Here is a 19,550-nt window from a genome sequence, read left to right on the forward strand (position 1 = left end):
TATTAACAACTCTTGGGCAGGCTTGTTACTTTGATTTAACGTTGAATTAATTCAATACAACCAAACCGATTAGGAACGAATTACGTTTGTAATACCATTGACTGGAAGTTACATTGATATTCATTTAGAGGACATAGGATTTAATGAGGGATACGAAGAAAAAACAACAGGAATTCAATGAGGAAATTATTCCACACATGGATGTTCTGTATAACTTTGCCCTTAGGTTAACCACCGATCCCAACGATGCGGAAGATTTAGTGCAAGACACTATTGTAAAGGCCTTTCGTTTTTTCAGCAGTTATGAAAAAGGCACTAATGCCAAAGCGTGGTTATTTAGAATTCTCAAAAACTCCTTCATTAACAACTATCGTAAGGTTTCCAAACGTCCACAGGAAGTCGACTTTGATGAAGTTTCCACTTATTACGAAAGTGTAAGAGCAGAACGCACAGAAACCTCTGATCTTGAACGATTGATGTTTCGTGAGTTAATGGACGATGAACTTTCGATTGCTCTATCGCGCCTACCCGAAGATTTTAGAACGGTTGTATTACTTTGCGATGTAGAAGGCTACACCTATGAAGAAATCGCCAATATGCTGGATGTACCCATTGGAACCATCCGTTCGCGCCTGCACCGTGGTAGAAATCTACTTAAAACCGAGTTGCTTGAGTACGCTAAGAAAAGAGGCTATACCGGCGATTGATCAATCATCGGTGTGAGTTGCTCATTTTCTTCTTCAATTTTAAGTGTCACTCTCATGGTGGTTCCCTCATTAAGCTCAGATCTTAATACATAAACAGAACCATTGTGGTAATCTTCTATAATCCTTTTGGTTAAGCTAAGGCCTAATCCCCACCCTCTTTTCTTCGTGCTGAAGCCAGGCCTAAATACACTTCTAACATGTTTAATGTCTATCCCTAAGCCAGAGTCCTCGATATCAATTAAGATTTCACCTGCATCTACATTTGAGGTTACTTTGATGTAGGAATCCGTTTTGGATGATTGGAGTGCGTCCATTGCATTCTTAACCAGATTCTCAATCGCCCATTGAAATAACTCTGGATTAATAAGAACCTTTCCTTCAGCTTTTAATTCTTTTTCGATTCTAATTCCCTTTCCTAAGCGAGGTAAGCGCCGTTCCATGTACGCTAACACTTGATCCAAGATGGGCTCAATATTCATCAGCTTGAGCTCTGGTTCCGAGCCAATTTTCCCAAACCTTTCTGCAACTCCCGCTAAGCGTTGAACATCCTTCTCTATTTCGGAAGTAATATTGGTAGCCGTTTCATCATGCCGATACTCATCTTTCATCAAATGAATCCAACCATATAAACTCGAAATGGGTGTACCTAATTGATGCGCTGCTTCCTTTGCCATACCCACCCATAAGTTCGATTGCTCAGATCTTGTAATAGAACGATAGGTGGTGAATCCAATTCCGAGAAGTAATGCCAAAATCAAAATCTGTACATAAGGGAAATACCGCAACAGTTGTACCGTTGGGCTTTCCCCGTAATACACATACTGTACTATTTTCTTCTTCTCATCCCCAATAGTGATTTTGATTTCCGGATTGAGGCTTTTGTACTCACGAATCAATAATTCTTGATCGCGCGGAGTAGCTAGTCGAGCGGAATCAACATTGTTCGAAATGATAATCACATTCTCGTCATCCACTACAATTGCAGGAATCTTAGACTTTTCATCTATGATGATTTCCTGACTTACAAAATCATTTGAGCTTTTAGCCGCCTCGGCTTCCATAATAAGCTGGATCACACTATCCGGAACGGCTGGGTTGCGCCTTAGGAGCCTGGTTGCTTTAAACAACTTGGTGCTTGCTTGCTCATTTACAGGTAGGCTATTAAACTCGATGGCCTTTGCCCATAGCTCAACACTTGAACGTTCTTGTTCCAGTATTTTACTCACTAAGTATTGATTGTATACAACAGAGCCAACTCCTAAAAATATGAGGAGCACTACTAGTATTATCTTAACCCGACTGGAGGGAACAAACAGTTTCATTAGCGAGGCTTGGTGACTACCTGAATGTATGAATCTTTATGAAATGAAAAAGCCCCTATAAAAGGGGCTTTAAAACTGATTAAGCAGAAGCTTTCTGCTTTTCGTACACCGGTGGTGCTTTGTCTTCGATGGTCTCTGCGGTTATCACACAACGCGAGATATCTTTCATAGAAGGTAAGTTAAACATGATATCTAACATTGCTTCCTCCATAATAGATCGAAGTCCACGAGCTCCTGTTTTTCTTGCTTTCGCTTTCTTCACGATTGCTTTTAGAGCTTCATCTTCGAACTCTAGATCTACATCTTCCATCTTAAACAGCTTTTTGTACTGCTTAGTAATCGCATTCTTAGGATTTTGGAGGATATCCATCATGGCTTCATCCGAAAGCTCGTGGAGACCACAAATCATTGGTAAACGACCAATCAATTCTGGAATTAATCCAAATCGTTGTAAATCCTCGGGCTCTACTAGCGTAAAGATATCAGGGTCGTTCTTATCAAATTTCGTGTTTTCTAGGTTATGGAAACCCATCGAGCTGGTTGAAAGCCTTCTTGAAATAATCTCTTCTAGGCCAGCAAATGCGCCACCACAGATAAACAAGATGTTTGATGTATCTAATTGGATAAAGCTCTGCTCTGGGTGCTTTCTTCCGCCTTTTGGTGGGATGTTAGCTATAGTGCCTTCTAAGATTTTCAGAAGTGCCTGCTGAACTCCTTCGCCACTCACATCACGAGTGATAGATGGGTTATCGCTTTTACGAGCCACCTTATCTACTTCATCAATGTAAACGATACCTTGCTTTGCGCGTTCTACATCGTAATCTGCGGCTTGCAGTAAGTTGCTTAAGATGCTTTCAACATCTTCGCCTACATAACCAGCTTCGGTTAGAACCGTTGCATCGGCTATAGTAAATGGTACATCGATAATTTTAGCAAGGGTACGTGCCAGTAACGTTTTACCACTACCTGTTGGTCCAAGCAGTACGATGTTACTCTTTTCAATCTGAGTATCATCAATTTCGTTACCATCGTGATTAACACGCTTATAATGGTTATAAACGGCAACCGATAGTGTCTTCTTTGCTTGCTCTTGCCCAATCACATACTCATCAAGTTTAGTCTTGATTTCTACAGGCTTGAGTTGGGTGCTTTCCGGCTTATCTCTACGGCGTGCTAGCGATGCTAAATCGCTTTTGATGATACTAGATGCATCTTCAACGCATCTATCACATACATACACTCCAGGTCCAGCAACCATACTGTTCACTTCGAGGCTTGAACGCCCACAAAATGAACAATTTACAATATCATTGTTCTTTTCTTTATCACTCATGACACTACAATCTAATTAAATCGGACTTATTTTCCAGATTTTGGACGTGCAACAACGTTATCCACTAGTCCATACTTCTTTGCTTCCGCTGCCGACATCCAGTTATTTCTGTCAGAGTCTTTGATGATATCTTCTAAAGTATTACCACTGTGATCAGCAATAATTTGAGAAAGTTCTTTTTTGATGCGAATAATTTCCTTCGCTTCAATTTCGATATCACTTGCTTGCCCTTGCACACCACCTAATGGCTGGTGAATCATCACTCGTGCGTGTGGCAAACAACTTCTTTTACCTTCTGCACCTGCTGTTAATAGCACAGCGCCCATACTTGCTGCCATACCCATGCAGGTAGTAGCTACGTCGCACTTGATGTGCTGCATAGTATCGTAGATAGCTAAACCTGCTGATACTACACCACCAGGACTGTTAATGTATAGGTTGATATCCTTTTCAGGATCTTCAGATTCTAAAAATAGAAGCTGGGCTACGATAGAACTCGCTACAACATCATTGATAGGGCTACCAAGGATGATGATGCGGTCTTTTAGCAACCTAGAGTAAATATCGTATGCTCGCTCACCGCGGCTGGTTGTTTCTACAACCATAGGCACAAGGTTGCTTTCTATTGGATCATTCACTTCAAAAATGGGTTGGGTTGCTAATGGTTGTCTTATCATAGCCTCTTCAGCTTTATTTTTTAGATTTTTTCTCCCGCATTTTACGGTATTTCTCTTTGTCTACTTCGGTAATTTTAACCTCGTCTTCCAGTTTTTCAAATACTTTGTTCTCTCTAATGCTGCTACGTAATTGCTCTAGCATATTAGGATTTTGAGCATAGTATTGTTTTAACTGATCAGCCGTAGCACCATAACGTGCAGCTTCAGCCGAAATAAACTCATCAATATCTTCGGGTTTTATTTCGATATCTTCAAATGATTCCTGAAGTTTTTGACTAATGAACGACCACTTCGCTTCATTCAAGCCACGCTCGCGCATTTCTTCTTTGTAAACAACTTCGTCGAAGTTAGCTGGTAGCTTTCCACCTTGTTGTTGCTTTAATTGCTCAACATATGCATTCAAGATCTGCTCTAAGAATACTTCTGGAACTTCAACTTCATGAGCTTCAACGAGTGCTTCAACCAATTCGTTCTTCAGCATATCATCTGTAGATTGGTCGTAGTACTTTTGCATCTGGCTTTTTAGGAAGCTTTTGAATTCATCTTCCGTCTTCGCTTCGCCATTGCTGTTTTTAGTAATGAACTCTTCGTTCATCTCAGCTTTTTCAAGCTTTTGAACTTTCTTGATAGTTACACGGAAGCGATCTGTTTCGTCGCCATCACCAAGCTCCATGTCTACAACATCGCCTGTTTTCTTGCCTTTAAGCGACTTTAAGAAATCTTTAGCGCCATCCTGACGAAGATCGATCACTTGGTCTGTGTCTTCTTCACCATCTACAGGGTTGCCATCTGCATCTAAAGAGATTACGTCAACGATAAGTTTTGAGTCTTTTGTAGCTTTAGTATCTACATCTTCCCAAGTACCTTCGCGCTCAAGAGTTCTTTCGATTTCCTCTTCAACTTCTTCGTCGGTTACATCGTGAACCATTTTGTTCACTTTGATTTTCTTGAGGTCTTTGAGCTCAAACTCAGGCTTAGCACCAATTTTGAATACTACTTCAAGCTCATCGTTCTCCCACTTGAGATCAAGCATCTCAGTTTCGCCAACAGGAGCGTATTCTGGCACGATATCTTTTTCGTACACACGCTGAACGTAGTTATTTATTTCTTCGAGTTCGATTTCTTTACCGAATCTCTTTTTTACAACTGTCAAAGGCACTTTACCAGGTCTGAAACCAGGCATAGCAATTTGATTCTTGTATTTCTTATAGGCTTTATCGAAAGTATCTTGTAAGTCTTCGCGATTAGCTGTTAAGGTGAGTTCTTTATCAACTGAGGTTATCTCTTTAACAGAAATGTTCACTTTTTCTCCGCTTTTTGGTGTGCTATTAAATGGATGAACAGAATATCATTCATTAAGAAAGGAAAGTACGAGAGGGGGGACTCGAACCCCCACGCCGGTTAAAGCACTAGATCCTAAATCTAGCGTGTCTACCAATTCCACCACTCTCGCGAAATTTAGAGCTTGCAAAGATAGGAGTTATTCTCAACAAATACCAAACCTAAAGGGCAATTTTCTTTATTAATTTTCCTTCATACCAAATCCGCCAAAACTTAATTCTTGGGATTTCAGACAGCTTTTTTAAATTAATCGCTATGTATAATAATATTCATTTTGTTTACATCACTTTTCCCAACAAAGAGGAAGCTCGCCGCATTGGTGCTAAGTTAGTTGAAGACCGACTTGCAGCCTGTGTAAATATCTTTGATTCCATGGAATCTATATACCGATGGGAGGGGAAGATTGAATCGGATAACGAGACCGTTATGATTGCTAAAACGCATAAATCTAAAGTGAAAGCACTCACTAAATATGTGGTAAGCAATCACAGCTATGATTGCCCGTGTGTAATTTCACTTCCTGTTGCTGAAGAAGAAGGCAATTCTGCCTACATTAAGTGGCTTATTCAAGAATCAAAATATTAAGCCTTGATCACCACTGAGTTTCTTACCCCTCAAATACTTAAAGCTACTATTAATCGGCCTGAAGCTCGAAATGCCATTAATTTTAGAGTCATTGAACAACTTGAATCTCTCGTAGATCAAATACGGGATAATGACGAGATTCGCATATTCTTATTAACGGGGGAAGGCACTCAAAGCTTTATCTCGGGGGGCGACTTAAAGGAGTTTCACAGCATTACCTCTCAAGACGCAGCGGTAGAGATGTCGAAAAGAATGCATGAGTTGTTTTTGAACATCGAACAGCTACCCACTTGGAATGTAGCACTCATTAACGGTGATGCTTATGGCGGCGGAATAGAATTGATGCTCGCTTTTGATTTTATCTTATCTAAACCTGATGCAAAGTTCGGGTTCACCCAAGGCCGATTTCACTTAACGCCAGGATGGGGTGGGCTTACCCGCCTCATTGAAAAAGTTGGCCGTTCAAAAGCCCTTGAATGGCTGGGCAAGGCTGAAGTCCACAATGCTGAATCTATGCTTCGAGCACAGTTCTTGAACGCTATACTTTCAGATGAGAACTTAATCGATGAAGCGGTAACATGGTGTGAACCACTATTGAAGAATTCCAGAGATTATATAAGTCGCATAAAGCGCGCAGGGTGGGGTAATTCAGGCTCAAGAGAAGCAAGTATGCAAAACGAAGTGATTCCCTTTTCAGAGCTTTGGGTGCATCCAGAGCATATCGCTCGGGTTGAACGTTTTATGCAAAGAAAGAAATAAGTGATCTTTTTAGAATGAACCTCAACTCGTGTTTGGTTTAGCCTTTTTCTTGTTTAATTCTCCACAGCATAGAACTGCATCGAATGGCTAGTTTGGAGATTACTGAATACTCTTTCGTTGATATTACCGATGAACGCTTAAGTAGTAAGTACCCATAGATTTTAGTTTTTGCGGGTATTTTCATCTCATGCTTTATCAAATCAGATTCTGTGATGCAAAACATAGGAACTCCTATTTCTACACCAAGATCTTTTTCTTTCGAGAATTCAGCATTTACCCCATTACCGTCGTTTAACACATTATTGGAGTAATAGGGCTTTCGAGATTTAACAAACTTATGGAAGGTCTTTTCAGAGTAAAGGTCGTTCGGTGTGTAGTCGTTTTGGAATTCTATACCTGCCACCCCTTTTAGTGATGGCTCTTCTTTGTTTAACCACCAAAACGATACATGATCGAATTGGAAATTCTTTTTTAAAATCTCACAAAAGGATTGGCATACTTTATCAAACTCCTGTTCTGCCACTGCACTTATCATTTCTTTTACAACGGCATTCTGTGCTTCGCTTACTTTCTTAGGTAAATTTGGCACCGTTAGATTACTCACCAATTTCATTTCTATTCTATGGCGCACTTCTAACGGGCTATAGGTAAACATTTCTTTCTTTAAGAAATCCTGTGCACCTAAATCCAATGCTTGCTGTTCCTTTTCTACACTAGGCAGGCTCGTCATTATCAAAACTGGGATATGCTTTTTGTTGGCATCTTTCACCAGCACATTTAAAAACTCTAGGCCCGACATTCCCGGCATATGGATGTCTGATAGCACTAAGTCTACTTTTTTCTCCGACAATACATTGATTCCCTGTTGTGCATTCAACGCGTGAATTAAGGAATATCTTTTAGCTAGCATTGTTTTAACGATGTAGTGTGTCGACTTATCATCGTCTATTACAAGAATGGTATACTTTGTGCTCATTATTTACCCTTCACTCTCTTCCGTAAGGTCATTGTAGTTTCGTATTTATTATTGCCTCGTACTAGTATCAACTTCATCTTTTCACCCTCTTGATATTCGCGCATAAGTGCCCATGCATGCATTTCACTGCTTACTCGAATATCTCCTATTTTTGTGATGATGTCTCCCGGCATGATCCCACAATCATATGCTGGTCCGTTTTTATTTACACTAGTTACAAATAAACCAGGTATGGATGGCAACCCATACTGATACACAAGCTTACTCGTCATTGGAGTAAACTCCATTCCGGGGTCAAAATCAAGTGATACTTGACCCGACTCTTCCAATTGCTTTATGATTTTCTTAACCCTATTCGAAGGGATTGCGAAACCCAATCCGACAAAGCCTCCACTTGTGCCACCCGTATAAATAAAGGTATTTACACCTATTACTTCACCTTCACTGTTCACAAGTGGCCCTCCTGAATTACCGCGGTTAATAGCCGCATCCGTTTGGATCATATCAATATAAACTCTTGGTTCTTGCGGATCGGGCCTAAAGTCTCGCTTAGTGGCGCTTATTACACCCACTGTTACCGAGGCCTTGCCATCATCAAACAATCCAAATGGATTACCCATGGCAATAGCCCACTCACCTACCATAGCGTTATCGGAATTACTGAACTTTATATAAGGCATTTTTTTCTTCGGCTCTTTGATTTTGAGCAAGGCAAGGTCTGCCAACTCATCAGAGCCAAGTAACTCTGCCTCATAGGTTTCGCCATTTGCCAGTGCCACCATTATTTTGCGCGCACTACTACTAGCAACATGTTCATTCGTTACCACTAAACCGTCTTCGCTTATGATAAAACCAGAACCCATACTTTTAACTTCACGTTCGGTTGGCATCTGAAAAAATCTCGAGAAAAAAGGATCCATCACTCGGTTATACCCTCTTTCTACTTCCGTAACTGTGATACTTACAATGGCAGGACTAGCTTTTTCAACTGCGTTGGTAATTGCATTTCGCCTGCTTGTGGTTATTTGATCGTTTGTACTTGGTTGAGCTTCTTCTTCCACTTGTGGCTCTTCAACCATAGCCACACTTTTAGCAGGTGAGGCTTCCACTTTTAAGGGTGCTATCACAGGAACAGGTTCTATTTTTTGCTCCTGAGCACAGTTCATTATCAATCCACAAAATACTAGTACACTAGCTATCTTCTTCATACTGTCGAATTAGGTCCATTGCTTTCTGCCGATTTTCAGTGCCGCCTGTAATGCTTCATCAAGTGTGCCTTGATAGGAAGCTCCAGCCGCTTTTTTATGGCCACCACCATTCATTTGCCTTGCCCATTCATTCACGTCAATATCACTTCTTGAACGCAGACTAAGTTTTATGCGATGCTCTTCCTCTCTCATAAAGATACATGCTTTAACTCCGTCAATACTCATGGGGTAAGCTACAAAACCTTCGGTGTTTTCAGCAGTTGTGTTAGTTTCGTTAAACATCGCCTGAGTAACGTACATACTGGCGATTTGTTGGTCTTCATGTAAATTTAGAGTCTCAAGTGATAGCCCAAGCAACTTAATCTCATTTAAACTTTTAGTGGCATACACTTTGTCCATTACTTCATTGGGCGTGAAGCCTCCTCTGTCGAGCAGATCGCTAGCTGCCATCATAGTTGCGGGCTTCACACTATCAAATTGAAACGAGCCCGTATCAGTTACTATACCCACATACATTGCTTTTGCAGACTGCTCATCTATCTGTAAAGGATCATTTTCAGTATAAATTCTATGCACTATTTCACACGTAGAAGATGCCGTCACATCTGAAGCCATTTCAGTAAAAACATCATCTGGTTGAGGATGATGATCGATCATATAAATTGGAGCACCTGTTTGTTCTATCTTCTCAGCAACCTCTCCAAAACGATGCAGTGCATTCCCATCCACCACTAAAAAGGCATCAAAGTGAGCTAGGTCTTGTTCTTCAGGTATCTCGATAGGAAAGATATCAGCTAGCCACATCAGGTTCTGCGAGGGGCCGTCGGCATTATAAGCCACCGCTTCAACTCCATTTTTCTGTAACCATAAGCACATGGCCACCTGCGAGCCTAAGCAATCGCCATCCGGTCGAACATGAGAAAATACAGCTACTTTGTTGTGCGACTTTAACTTTTGAATTAATTCTTTGTGCATCAATCTTTTCTTTTTGATGTCAAAAATAGCTTTCTATACCTAGAATTCCATTTCTTTTTGGGTCAATTTTTTTCGATCCTTGCCCTTAAAAACTTATGCGTGCTTTAATTGTATGTGGAGGAACCCCTCCCTCAAAATCTCTTATTGAATCTGAAATCAATGCCGCCAACCTCATCGTGGGCGCCGACAGTGGTGGGCATGCCATTTTGGGCTATGGCTTTACCCCTGATATTGTTTTGGGAGATCTGGACAGCTTCCATTACACCAACCATGAAGGTATTCAAACTTTAGAAATTGAAGACCAAGATTTCAATGATTTGGAGAAAGCCCTTCAATATGCCCTCGACAAAGGCAGCAAAGATGTAGTGATACTGGGTGCGCTTGGGAAACGCGTAGATCACCAGATGAAAAACCTATCGGCAATGGTGGGATACTACCAGAAATTTAATTCATTGATTATTCGTGATGACTACGGTGACACACTCTGTGTTAGTTCGCCTTATTCAGTTCAACTGCCTTTGAATACTGTAATATCTTTTTTCCCACTTTCGGGCATTGTCAAAAGCTTTAGCTCTGAAGGGGTGCAATATCCGCTTAGCAACACTGATTTGATCCCGGGTATTCAAGATGGCACATCCAATACGGTTACTGATGAAACCGTCACCATTAGCTATGACGAGGGCACACTGGGTGTGTTCATAGGAACGGGCAAGAAAACTAAGTAGCCGCTAACTGTTGTTGTTTAGCATAGGATTTCTTCCACACGAAGTAGCCCATGGTGGCTAACACTGTGAATACTAGAAATTGGAAGCTCGTGAGCACCAGTCCTTTATAAAAATAGAGAGGGATCGAGAGTAAATCTGTGATGATCCACGCAATCCAGTTTTCTAATTTTTTGCGTGCCATTAGCCACATGCCAACAATTGCGAATGAAGTTGTAGAGGCATCCCAATAGGGAACATCGCTGTCTGTAAAGTTGATAAGTACAGCGGCTAATAGGCTAAAACTTGTGAGTAGTAAAAGCAGGGTATAGCCATGCTCGCGCATAGAATTTAAGGTAATGGGCACCTGATCTCTTTTAGCTGAATCGGTGTTAGTCCAGTAATACCACCCATACAAACTCATAATGAAGTAGTAGGCATTAACTCCCATATCGGCATATAATTTATACTGAAAAGCTAAATACACATAGATAACTACACTTACGATGCCTGTTGGGTATACCCATATATTTTCTCGCATTGAACATACCACGCTTGCAATCCCGAAAATCACAGCTGTCCATTCTAATAAGGTAGTTTGCATCACGCCTTGAATGATGCCATCAATGATATATTCCATATGTAGTATTTGAGAGCTAAAGGGCCAAGATTAGCATTATTTACACCCCTTACCAAGAACGAATTACACTATCTAGATTTTAGTACTCTTGAGAGATTCAGCTTATGAATTGGGATGAGGTAGCTGGCTAGTAGTTCGTCTTTATGAATACCCATTAGACCCGTGCCTCGAAAATCGACCACACACACTTTCTCCTCAACTTGTACCACTTCGCCAATACCGTAATACTCAGGGCTTGGGCCGTAATACACGAGGTCTCCCATTTTAAGGTCGTTCTTTGCTCTTCGGTGAAAGGGCAATATCACGGGGAGTAAATCTAGCCGATATGAAAGTCTTCTCTTTTTTAACGAGGACATAGTCTAAAAAATCTAGTCGCCTAATATATGAATAGTTCTTGAGTTATCACCTTGGTGGGTTATTTCCACACGAATGGCATCTTCAGGGAGTAAACCAGAAATTTTTGATGGCCATTCAATCACCGAAACGCCGTCTCCATATAAATATTCTTCCGTGCCAATTTCAAGAGCTTCTTGCTCCGACTTTAATCTATACGCATCAAAGTGATACAGAGGCAAAGTACCTCCTTTGTATTCATTGATCAGGGTGAAGGTAGGTGAGCTAACGGTGGCTTCATCAATACCGAAAGTGGAAGCCATCCCTTTCACAAAATGTGTTTTTCCGGCTCCTAAGTCACCCTCAAGGCATACTACATCTCCTTGTTTTAAGGTGGCTGCAAAAGTACGACCTGCTTGCAGAGTTTCTTCTACCGACTTACTCTCAATCTTCATGAATTACTCTACGATTTCGGCTTTAAGGTTGCTACAGGTAAAATCATTTCTTCCATTGAAGCGCCGCCATGTTGGAAGGTATCTCTGAAGCGATTTTGGAATTTATTATAGTTGGTTGGGTACACAAAATAATAATCCTCTTTAGCAATAATATAGTTGTTCACTTTTGCCACTTCAGGCAACATAAAATCGGATGGCTTATCCATAAAAAGTACTGCGCCGCGTTCATCCGCTTTTAAGTTTCTACCAAATTTATATCTCAAATTGGTAGCTGTGTCTTTATCGCCATACACCTTTGTATCACGAAGCGACCGTACTGAACCATGATCTGTTGTTACCACTACAGTTACATCTTCTTCGGCTAAAGTCTTAAACATTTGAAGTAGGTTAGAATGCATAAACCAAGCTTCTGTGATAGAGCGAAAGGCATTTTCATCGGGAGCCAACTCTTTAATTACGGCCGAATCAGAACGAGAATGCACCAGTGTATCTACAAAGTTGTACACAAAAGCTGCGAACTTTGATTGGCTGTAGTTGTGAATTTTATCTGCCACTTTTTTGCCATCATCTGCATTCAGGATTTTTTCATAACGGAAATTTATATCCAAATGAGAACGCTGCAATTGTCGCTTTAGGAGCTCCTCTTCATGCCTGTTTAATGAAGTCTCATCTTGGCCCTGTTGCCACAAACTTGGGTACATGCGCTCAATTTCAGATGGATATAATCCAGCAAATATCGCGTTTCTTGAATAGGGTGTTGCCGTAGGCAGAATAGAGTAATACATATCTGTTTCGATGGTATAAAACTCGGAAAGCACGGCCTCAAAAGTAAGCCACTGATCGTACCTCATACAATCAATGATGAAGAACATAGTCTTTTCGCCCCGATCAAGATGAGGTTTTACGTACTTCGAAATAATTTCAGGTGATAGGGTGGGTGCTCCTTCTTCTCCTTGTACCCAACTGCGGTATTCATTCTCAATAAATTTACCGAACTCTTTGTTGGCCTCCTGAAGCTGATCCTTCAACACCTGTGTTAAATTTTCATCGCCCGACTGCAGATCCATACTCCACTTCGAAAGCTCTTTATAGATCTCAATCCATTCCGCCCAACTTGTTCTGGGATGAATTCTAGAACTCAACTCTCCAAATTGTCTTAGATAACTTTGGGCAGACTTCTCGTTCTGTAGCCTCGAACGCTCTAATAATCGTTTGGTAGTTAATAAAATCTGGTTCGGGTTAACCGGCTTAATCAGGTAATCTGAGATTTTGCCCCCAATCGCATCTTCCATGATAGACTCTTCTTCACTCTTGGTGATCATCACTACTGGAATAAGCGGGTTAATATTTTTGATATGCTCGAGAGTCTCGATGCCATCCATACCCGGCATCTGCTCATCTAAGAACACCATATCAAACGTTCGTTCCTTGATTATGCTAATGGCATCTTCCCCATTCGAAACGGGTTCAATGGTATATCCTTTCTTTTCTAGAAAAATGATGTGCGATTTCAGCTCATCAATTTGGTCGTCTACCCATAAAATATTTGGCATAATCTAAACTTGGCTACAATGTGATGAATGGTCGTATCTGTTCAAGACGCTTTTTACCAATTCCTTTAATGTGTAATAACTCTTCCACAGATTGAAACGGACCGTTTTCAGTTCTATAATCTATAATTCTTTGTGCATAAATACTTCCAATTCCATCTAGTTTTAGAAGTTCCGACAAACCCGCTGTATTTACGTTTACGACGCTAAGTACCTTAGGCGAATTAGCATCCTCATTCTTGTTATCTATCTCCGTTTCAATGCCGTCGTATTTTTGAGCGAGCGCTTCTTCTCTTGCCTTCATTGCCTTAGTGCGCTCATCAAACTCTTGCTTTAATATGGCATAATGCTGCGTATTTTCTATCTGCTTTTGTTCAACAAATAGATTCATGGCGGTAAGTATTACAATTAAGAAGAATATTATAGAAATAGATATTCGTTCTTTTCTTGTAATCTGTAACTTATCGACCCAGAAGAACCAGTTTCTTTTAAGTTTCTTCATGCTAACTCCATTGACTGAAGCAATAAGGGAACAAAATCTTTGTATGTCAACTCTTTCTAGGAACTTGAACACCCCAACATGAGCGAATTACACACTTTTAATTATCAGAATTTAGCCCTTAGCTACCAAGTAGTAGGCGAGGGCAAGCCCCTTGTTATCTTGCATGGGTGGGGTAGTAGTAAAAGAGTGATGATGCCAATAGCCACACAATTAGCTGATATACGCCGTTCTTATGTGTTAGACTTACCGGGCTTTGGAGACACCCCTGAGCCCCCAGAGGCATGGAGTATCGACGATTATACCAATGCTATTCAGGCTTTTATTGAAGAACACTTTTCTGAACCCGTTGATCTACTTGTTCACTCATTTGGAGGGCGAATTACACTAAAGCTTTGTAGCCGACCATTTGCCACTTCTCGTATTGAGAAAGTATTGATTACGGGTGGTGCGGGTATGAAGCCAAAGCGATCCGCTAAATTTTATTTCAAAAAGTATTTAGCTAAAACACTCAAGGCTCCCTTTTTAATTCTACCAACGAAGCTACAAGAACAAGGTCTTTCTAAGCTTCGTGAAACTTCACTTTGGAAGAAACTCGGTTCCAGCGAATACAGTGGACTGTCGGGCGTTATGAGAGGCACTTTTGTAAAGTCGGTTACTGAATATCTAGAATCTTGTCTGCCTTCCATCCCCCATGAGGTACTTCTTATATGGGGAAGAAACGACGACGCGACTCCGGTTTACCAAGGCGAACGCATTGAAGCCGGGATTGAAAAAGCAGCGCTAGTGGTAATTGAGGATGCTGGCCATTATGCATTCCTAGATAAGCCTAAGCAGTTTGCGGCCATTGCCCGAGCTTTCTTTAACAGCTAAACGGGTTCTCTACAGCTAGCTCAATATTTAAATGCGGTATTGAAAGCCCTGCACTTACTAAACTAATGCTTCTATTCTGAGTGCGTTTGCTGGTAGTGTCGCCATTGGGACCATAAATAGGGTCGTCGATGATAGGATACCCCCATTCTTCAAGGTGTAGCCTTATTTGGTGGGTTCTTCCTGTTTTGGGAAAGCATTTAATCACACAATGTTCACTTCCTTTGATAGCTACTTCAAAATGGGTTTCCGCTTTTTTCGCGTTTAGCAGGTTATCGCCACTTTCGAACACGAAACCATTTTTCCTACGTATCGAGCTATTTATCGTCCGGCTTTTTTCCACGGGCACCCCATGTACTTTTGCGTAATATATTTTTTGAACCTTGGATGCCGTAAACGCTTCCATCCCACGGCGGGCAAACTCTTTGTTCTTCGCGAATAAAACGATGCCAGAAGTTACCGCATCTAGCCGGTGGATAATTCGCAGTTTCTCATACCCCATATCTTCCAAAATCGCTGTAAGGGTATTTTTATTGAACCGACCTCCGGGATGCATCGACAAGGGTGCGGGCTTATATACCGCCAACCAATCGTCGGTTTCTTTCAGAATTTTAACTTCATCTGGAACCGATGGTTCTACCACTTTTGGGTTGTGGTGATACACCAAGTCTGATTTAAGAAGTTGATAGGAGGTAGCTACACTCTGGCCGTTAATTCCTACCCGTCCATTTTGTATACGTCGCAGCCATTCCTCTTTTGCATGAAAAGGGAAGCGAGTACACATCATATTGAGCAGACTCTGCCCTACAAATTCATCTTGAACTTTAAATTGATGAGTAATTGGATAGGGTGGAACTATCCGAACATTACGACTTTGAAGGGGTAGCTGCTGATGCTTCATTACGGGCCTTAAAGTCTTCACCGAAATAGTTATACCACTTGCGGAATGGCCTGAATGCATTCTCAGGATCAAACGGACGGCGATATTCACTTTTCATACACTCTTCACTACAACACCCTTCCATTTGAAAAGCACCTTCTTCAGAGCACACAAAAAGCTTATTACATTCCATATTTGCACAGTTTACATAGGTATCTGCTGGCTTACCTGTGATTTCACAATGTGCAATTGGGGCTAAATCTTTTGGGTTCACGGGAACCACTAAGCGATCGTCGAACACAAAACATTTACCTTCAAAATGTGCTCCTTCTTCCTCTTTGGCATAGTTTAGAATTCCCCCATGAAGCTGATTCACATCATCCCAGCCCTTATCCTTCATGAGTACCGAAAACTTTTCACACCGGATTCCGCCTGTGCAGTACATCAGTACTTTTTTGTCTTTGGGGATATTTGCTTCATCTAACCATTGTGGGAAATCATAGAAGTTTTCTAAGTCGGGTTTGAGTGCTCCCTTAAAGTGCCCAATCTTAGACTCATAATTGTTACGCACATCAATCATTACGTAATCCTCGCCCGACTCCATTACGTTTCTCCACTCTGCGGGAGATAAGTGATTTCCACCCTCTTTAGGATCTACCCCATCTACATGAAGGGCCACGATTTCTTCCCTTACTTTGCAAATCAATTTGGCAAAAGGAATATAATCGGCTTCGTCACTTTTAAATTCTGTGTCTTCAAAACCAGGGAGGGAACGAAGATGATCTTTATACTGCTGTATTTGTTCCTTTGTGCCACCTGCGGTACCATTTATACCCTCTGAGGAAACATAAATTCTTCCTTTGAGTCCAAGTTCTTTACAGAATTTTTTGTGCTGCTTGGCAAATTTTTCTGGTTCGCTTACTGGAGAAAAATTGTAATATAGGATGACTTCGTACATCTTATCTTCAAATGATTTTAGCTGATACTATTATCTTTGCTAGTCAGTTTTCTTGTAGGGGGCAAATTTACGAAATATCCTTATTAAATAATGTACAGTTCTACTATGCGGCTTTCATCACTATTCTCATTACTCAGTATATTTTTACTGTGCTTTACGGTAGCTGATATAAAAGCTCAACATGGCCATTCACATGATATTCGCAGTATTTTGGCCAACCATCAGAAAGGCAAACTCAATTCCAACACAGCATATCAACAGCTAGTGGATGTCTTTGAAGACGGCTCACTTCATAAGTGTGCTACTCCCTTAACCGCATTCTATTCAAAACATAAATTAGGCATTTCTGAACCCGCACCATTTTCAATGGATCAGAAAAGGCGCTCACCCACAAAAGTGTACATCACCCCGTCTGATAAATTTGAAATATCCTACGACACCACCGGGGTAAATGCTGTTCCCTTAGCTGATGATGATTTCTCAGGCGTACCCGATTATGTTGAAGCCGTTGGCGAAGCCGCTGATTCTTCCTACCGCCACTTGGTACAAAGGCTGGGTTATGCAGACCCAATACCCATTGGCTTTAGGTACGAAGTATCCTTTAGAGATTTGGGGTTTTATGGATTTACCGCACCATCCAATAACCCGGTTGGGCCAAGTACTTATATAGTTCTAGAAAACGATTTTGTTGGTTTTCCCGACAATGATGATCCTGATGGTATCCAGGCTGGGGCTATCAAAGTAACCATGGCGCATGAGTTTAAACACGCTATTCAATATGTTCAAAACAATTGGAATGGTGATTCGGATCGATGGGCAGAAATGGATGCTACGCTTGTTGAAGAAACCGTGTATGATCCTGTTAATGACTACTATAATTACTTAGACGGATTTGGCAGTACTATTTTTAGTAACTCTGCAGTAACCATTGCACCTGGTTCCTATGAAGATGTAACATGGGCTTTATACTTTGAAGAAAAATACGGAACTGACTTTTGGCCTGCCGCTTGGAATCGCATTGAAACTAGCTTATTCGAAGTCCCCTTATTAACGGCTGTGGAGCAAGAACTTGAAAGTCGCTCTTTATCCTATAATCAGAGTTTAAGTGAGCTTTATCTATGGCATCTAGGTGCCGGGGCAAACAGTGTACCCTCGTTTGGTTTCGACGAACGCTTAGCTTACCCCGAAGCCAGAATTCGGAGCCGACTCACTCAACTAAACGACACATTATCTTCTGCGAATTCACTTGGTAGTTTATCCGCTCATTTTTATGAAATTGATTTAGCCGATGAGCGAAATGGCGATGTAGTTATTCAAACTACTTACACCATGCCAAATATTGAGACTGCATTCATTGTTTATTTGAACAATGGAACATCAACCCAGTTTATTGGTGAGGCCAATGAATCGGGCACTACAACTTTTACCACAAGTATTCCTTGGAAAGAAGTCGAGTCTATATTTGTGTCCATCACAAACAGCCATGCTGAGCAAGACATTGCGTATCGATACCGATTTACATCTGATATCCCAAAAGAAATAGGGCTTGCGCAAAATTATCCGAACCCGTTCAACCCGTCAACAACCATCCCTGTTGATATACCCAGAGACCAGAAAGTGAGATTGAGTATATATGACTACACCGGAAGGCTTATCGCCGTGTTATTGGACGGTAATATTGAAGCGGGGGCTTATCAAATTCCTTTTGATGCTTACAATCTAGCATCGGGTGTGTACTTATACCGTTTGGTAACCGAAGAAGGCACGCTGTACAATAAAATGACCTTGATTAAATAAGTTTCAGAGCCTTTAGGTCTTCAATAGGCTCTTCGAAACTGCAACTTCCATAGGAAATTACAGCCAGCATACGGAGCATTTTTACTTCGAGATTTGGAGCCGCTAGATCTCTCCAACTAAAATAAGAATCGGTAAAATGGAAGGCTTTGGGGTCTTCTTCATTCAAGATATCCATGAGCTCTTTTTCCGAGAGGTCTTGAGTATAACTCAAGATCGAACCCCCAAATACATTGATAAATCCATGCATTTTTGTATCCACAGATTCATTGAAGTGTCTGATAGGATGATGGAGACCAGCCGTAAATTTAACGGGTAAGTTTTGATCTCTAGCATCCATTATTACTTTGGCCAAATAACTAGAACGCGGAAATTGATAAGCTTCTACGCCGCCACAACGTATTTTAAAGCCAGAGAATATATAATGTGGCAGTTCTTGTTCCTGAATTTTGATGTTATGAGCGGCAATTACTTTAATAACCTTTTCCGCTAGTTTGGCATCAAAATCGAAACCAGGAATTTCGAAATATACACGATGTGGTAGAGCAGGTGACTTACTCATAATTTTCACCACATAGTCGATTGCTTGAATCAGCTCAAGTTGTGTTTCTGAGTAAAGAGCATCTACCGGTAATTTCACCTCTAAGGCCGTTGCTCTAATCTTTGAAGGGGCTTTCTTATATAAGCTCGCTATTTCCTTTACCGTATCAGAAATCGTGGTTTTAAACTCACCTAAATCGGAGGTAGCAGCCCCAACAATAGAAAGTGAAACGGGAGTTTTTAACGACGAGCTTTCGTTTAGAATAGGTGCTAATTCATTTAGCTTTTGCGCGCCTAATACAAAGCTTGAAAGCATCCAAGATTCTTCACTTTGTCGATGTTCAAGATATTGACTAAATGCATCCTTTAACGATAACGATGCAGGTGGATATAAACCGGCATAGTCAATAATATCTTGTAAAAATGGTCTTAAGCTTTGTTTCACTC

At 41.0% G+C, this 19,550-nt stretch carries 21 protein-coding genes and 1 tRNA gene; 6 read left to right on the top strand and 16 right to left on the bottom strand.

Translation table 11 applies throughout. The features are described 5' to 3' along the window. Nucleotides 1-143 precede the first annotated feature (143 nt). Nucleotides 144-707, top strand: coding sequence for a sigma-70 family RNA polymerase sigma factor (locus B155_RS0111050; RefSeq protein WP_018128330.1), 564 nt, complete (start codon nt 144-146; stop codon nt 705-707). On the opposite strand, the gene B155_RS0111055 is transcribed toward B155_RS0111050, so the two are convergent. The 5 genes from B155_RS0111055 to B155_RS0111075 form a co-directional block, all read right to left on the bottom strand. Beyond that, nucleotides 692-1,933 carry a sensor histidine kinase gene (locus tag B155_RS0111055; RefSeq protein ID WP_018128331.1) on the bottom strand — a complete coding sequence of 414 codons (1,242 nt, stop codon included), beginning with the start codon at nt 1,931-1,933 and terminating at the stop codon, nt 692-694. The two genes, B155_RS0111050 and B155_RS0111055, sit on opposite strands and share 16 nt — an antisense overlap. A gap of 175 nt (nt 1,934-2,108) precedes the next feature. Further along, nucleotides 2,109-3,362 (bottom strand): ATP-dependent Clp protease ATP-binding subunit ClpX, encoded by a 1,254-nt coding sequence (gene clpX, locus B155_RS0111060; protein WP_018128332.1) that lies wholly within the window; start codon nt 3,360-3,362, stop codon nt 2,109-2,111. Nucleotides 3,363-3,388: 26 nt separating this feature from the next. Beyond that, entirely contained in the window at nt 3,389-4,039 is a 651-nt protein-coding gene (gene clpP / locus B155_RS0111065; RefSeq protein ID WP_018128333.1) for an ATP-dependent Clp endopeptidase proteolytic subunit ClpP, read from the bottom strand. A 13-nt stretch (nt 4,040-4,052) separates the two neighbouring features. Beyond that, nucleotides 4,053-5,342: a trigger factor gene (gene tig, locus B155_RS0111070; protein ID WP_018128334.1), complete on the bottom strand. Its 1,290-nt coding sequence runs from the start codon at nt 5,340-5,342 to the stop codon at nt 4,053-4,055. A gap of 66 nt (nt 5,343-5,408) precedes the next feature. Next, nucleotides 5,409-5,492, bottom strand: a tRNA-Leu gene (locus B155_RS0111075). Between the two features lie 143 nt (nt 5,493-5,635). On the opposite strand from B155_RS0111075, the gene cutA reads away from it, so the two are divergent. Beyond that, nucleotides 5,636-5,965 carry a divalent-cation tolerance protein CutA gene (cutA, locus tag B155_RS0111080; RefSeq protein ID WP_018128335.1) on the top strand — a complete coding sequence of 110 codons (330 nt, stop codon included), beginning with the start codon at nt 5,636-5,638 and terminating at the stop codon, nt 5,963-5,965. Nucleotides 5,966-5,968: 3 nt separating this feature from the next. Next, nucleotides 5,969-6,724 (top strand): enoyl-CoA hydratase/isomerase family protein, encoded by a 756-nt coding sequence (locus B155_RS0111085; protein WP_018128336.1) that lies wholly within the window; start codon nt 5,969-5,971, stop codon nt 6,722-6,724. A 37-nt stretch (nt 6,725-6,761) separates the two neighbouring features. On the opposite strand, the gene B155_RS0111090 is transcribed toward B155_RS0111085, so the two are convergent. From B155_RS0111090 to B155_RS0111100, 3 genes are read right to left on the bottom strand one after another with little or no spacing between them, the layout of a single operon-like run. Next, a complete protein-coding gene (locus B155_RS0111090) occupies nt 6,762-7,700 on the bottom strand; it encodes a response regulator (RefSeq protein ID WP_026167327.1) in 939 nt (312 codons plus the stop codon). Further along, nucleotides 7,700-8,908 carry a S1C family serine protease gene (locus B155_RS0111095; RefSeq protein ID WP_157464848.1) on the bottom strand — a complete coding sequence of 403 codons (1,209 nt, stop codon included), beginning with the start codon at nt 8,906-8,908 and terminating at the stop codon, nt 7,700-7,702. The genes B155_RS0111090 and B155_RS0111095 overlap by 1 nt, the downstream gene beginning before the upstream one ends. 9 nt (nt 8,909-8,917) lie before the next feature. Then, nucleotides 8,918-9,883 carry a DHH family phosphoesterase gene (locus B155_RS0111100; protein WP_018128339.1) on the bottom strand — a complete coding sequence of 322 codons (966 nt, stop codon included), beginning with the start codon at nt 9,881-9,883 and terminating at the stop codon, nt 8,918-8,920. 95 nt (nt 9,884-9,978) lie between these two features. Here B155_RS0111100 and B155_RS0111105 point away from each other — a divergent pair, with 95 nt between their 5' ends. Continuing rightward, nucleotides 9,979-10,608, top strand: coding sequence for a thiamine diphosphokinase (locus B155_RS0111105; protein ID WP_018128340.1), 630 nt, complete (start codon nt 9,979-9,981; stop codon nt 10,606-10,608). On the opposite strand, the gene pnuC is transcribed toward B155_RS0111105, so the two are convergent. The 5 genes from pnuC to B155_RS13675 form a co-directional block, all read right to left on the bottom strand. Continuing rightward, nucleotides 10,601-11,224 (bottom strand): nicotinamide riboside transporter PnuC, encoded by a 624-nt coding sequence (pnuC, locus tag B155_RS0111110; RefSeq protein ID WP_018128341.1) that lies wholly within the window; start codon nt 11,222-11,224, stop codon nt 10,601-10,603. The two genes, B155_RS0111105 and pnuC, sit on opposite strands and share 8 nt — an antisense overlap. 68 nt (nt 11,225-11,292) lie before the next feature. After that, complete coding sequence (locus tag B155_RS0111115) at nt 11,293-11,580, bottom strand: hypothetical protein (protein WP_018128342.1); 288 nt, start codon at nt 11,578-11,580, stop codon at nt 11,293-11,295. Nucleotides 11,581-11,592: 12 nt separating this feature from the next. Next, entirely contained in the window at nt 11,593-12,012 is a 420-nt protein-coding gene (gene tsaE / locus B155_RS0111120; protein ID WP_018128343.1) for a tRNA (adenosine(37)-N6)-threonylcarbamoyltransferase complex ATPase subunit type 1 TsaE, read from the bottom strand. A gap of 8 nt (nt 12,013-12,020) precedes the next feature. After that, nucleotides 12,021-13,565, bottom strand: coding sequence for a T9SS response regulator signal transducer PorX (gene porX, locus B155_RS0111125; RefSeq protein WP_018128344.1), 1,545 nt, complete (start codon nt 13,563-13,565; stop codon nt 12,021-12,023). A gap of 13 nt (nt 13,566-13,578) precedes the next feature. Then, nucleotides 13,579-14,064 carry a ComEA family DNA-binding protein gene (locus tag B155_RS13675; protein ID WP_018128345.1) on the bottom strand — a complete coding sequence of 162 codons (486 nt, stop codon included), beginning with the start codon at nt 14,062-14,064 and terminating at the stop codon, nt 13,579-13,581. A gap of 78 nt (nt 14,065-14,142) precedes the next feature. Here B155_RS13675 and B155_RS0111135 point away from each other — a divergent pair, with 78 nt between their 5' ends. Next, nucleotides 14,143-14,934, top strand: coding sequence for an alpha/beta fold hydrolase (locus tag B155_RS0111135; RefSeq protein ID WP_018128346.1), 792 nt, complete (start codon nt 14,143-14,145; stop codon nt 14,932-14,934). Here the strand turns inward: B155_RS0111135 and B155_RS0111140 are convergent. Together B155_RS0111140 and trhO are read right to left on the bottom strand one after the other, a co-directional pair. Continuing rightward, nucleotides 14,924-15,832, bottom strand: coding sequence for an RluA family pseudouridine synthase (locus B155_RS0111140; protein WP_018128347.1), 909 nt, complete (start codon nt 15,830-15,832; stop codon nt 14,924-14,926). The two genes, B155_RS0111135 and B155_RS0111140, sit on opposite strands and share 11 nt — an antisense overlap. Further along, nucleotides 15,798-16,769, bottom strand: coding sequence for an oxygen-dependent tRNA uridine(34) hydroxylase TrhO (gene trhO / locus B155_RS0111145; RefSeq protein WP_018128348.1), 972 nt, complete (start codon nt 16,767-16,769; stop codon nt 15,798-15,800). The genes B155_RS0111140 and trhO overlap by 35 nt, the downstream gene beginning before the upstream one ends. Before the next feature lie 105 nt (nt 16,770-16,874). Here trhO and B155_RS13680 point away from each other — a divergent pair, with 105 nt between their 5' ends. Further along, nucleotides 16,875-18,566: an MXAN_6640 family putative metalloprotease gene (locus B155_RS13680; protein WP_018128349.1), complete on the top strand. Its 1,692-nt coding sequence runs from the start codon at nt 16,875-16,877 to the stop codon at nt 18,564-18,566. Here B155_RS13680 and B155_RS0111155 read toward each other — a convergent pair. Next, nucleotides 18,559-19,548 (bottom strand): hypothetical protein, encoded by a 990-nt coding sequence (locus B155_RS0111155; protein ID WP_018128350.1) that lies wholly within the window; start codon nt 19,546-19,548, stop codon nt 18,559-18,561. The two genes, B155_RS13680 and B155_RS0111155, sit on opposite strands and share 8 nt — an antisense overlap. Nucleotides 19,549-19,550: the final 2 nt, after the last annotated feature.

The sequence above is a fragment of the Balneola vulgaris DSM 17893 genome, from assembly GCF_000375465.1.
GTDB classification, from domain to species: Bacteria; Bacteroidota; Rhodothermia; order Balneolales; family Balneolaceae; genus Balneola; species Balneola vulgaris.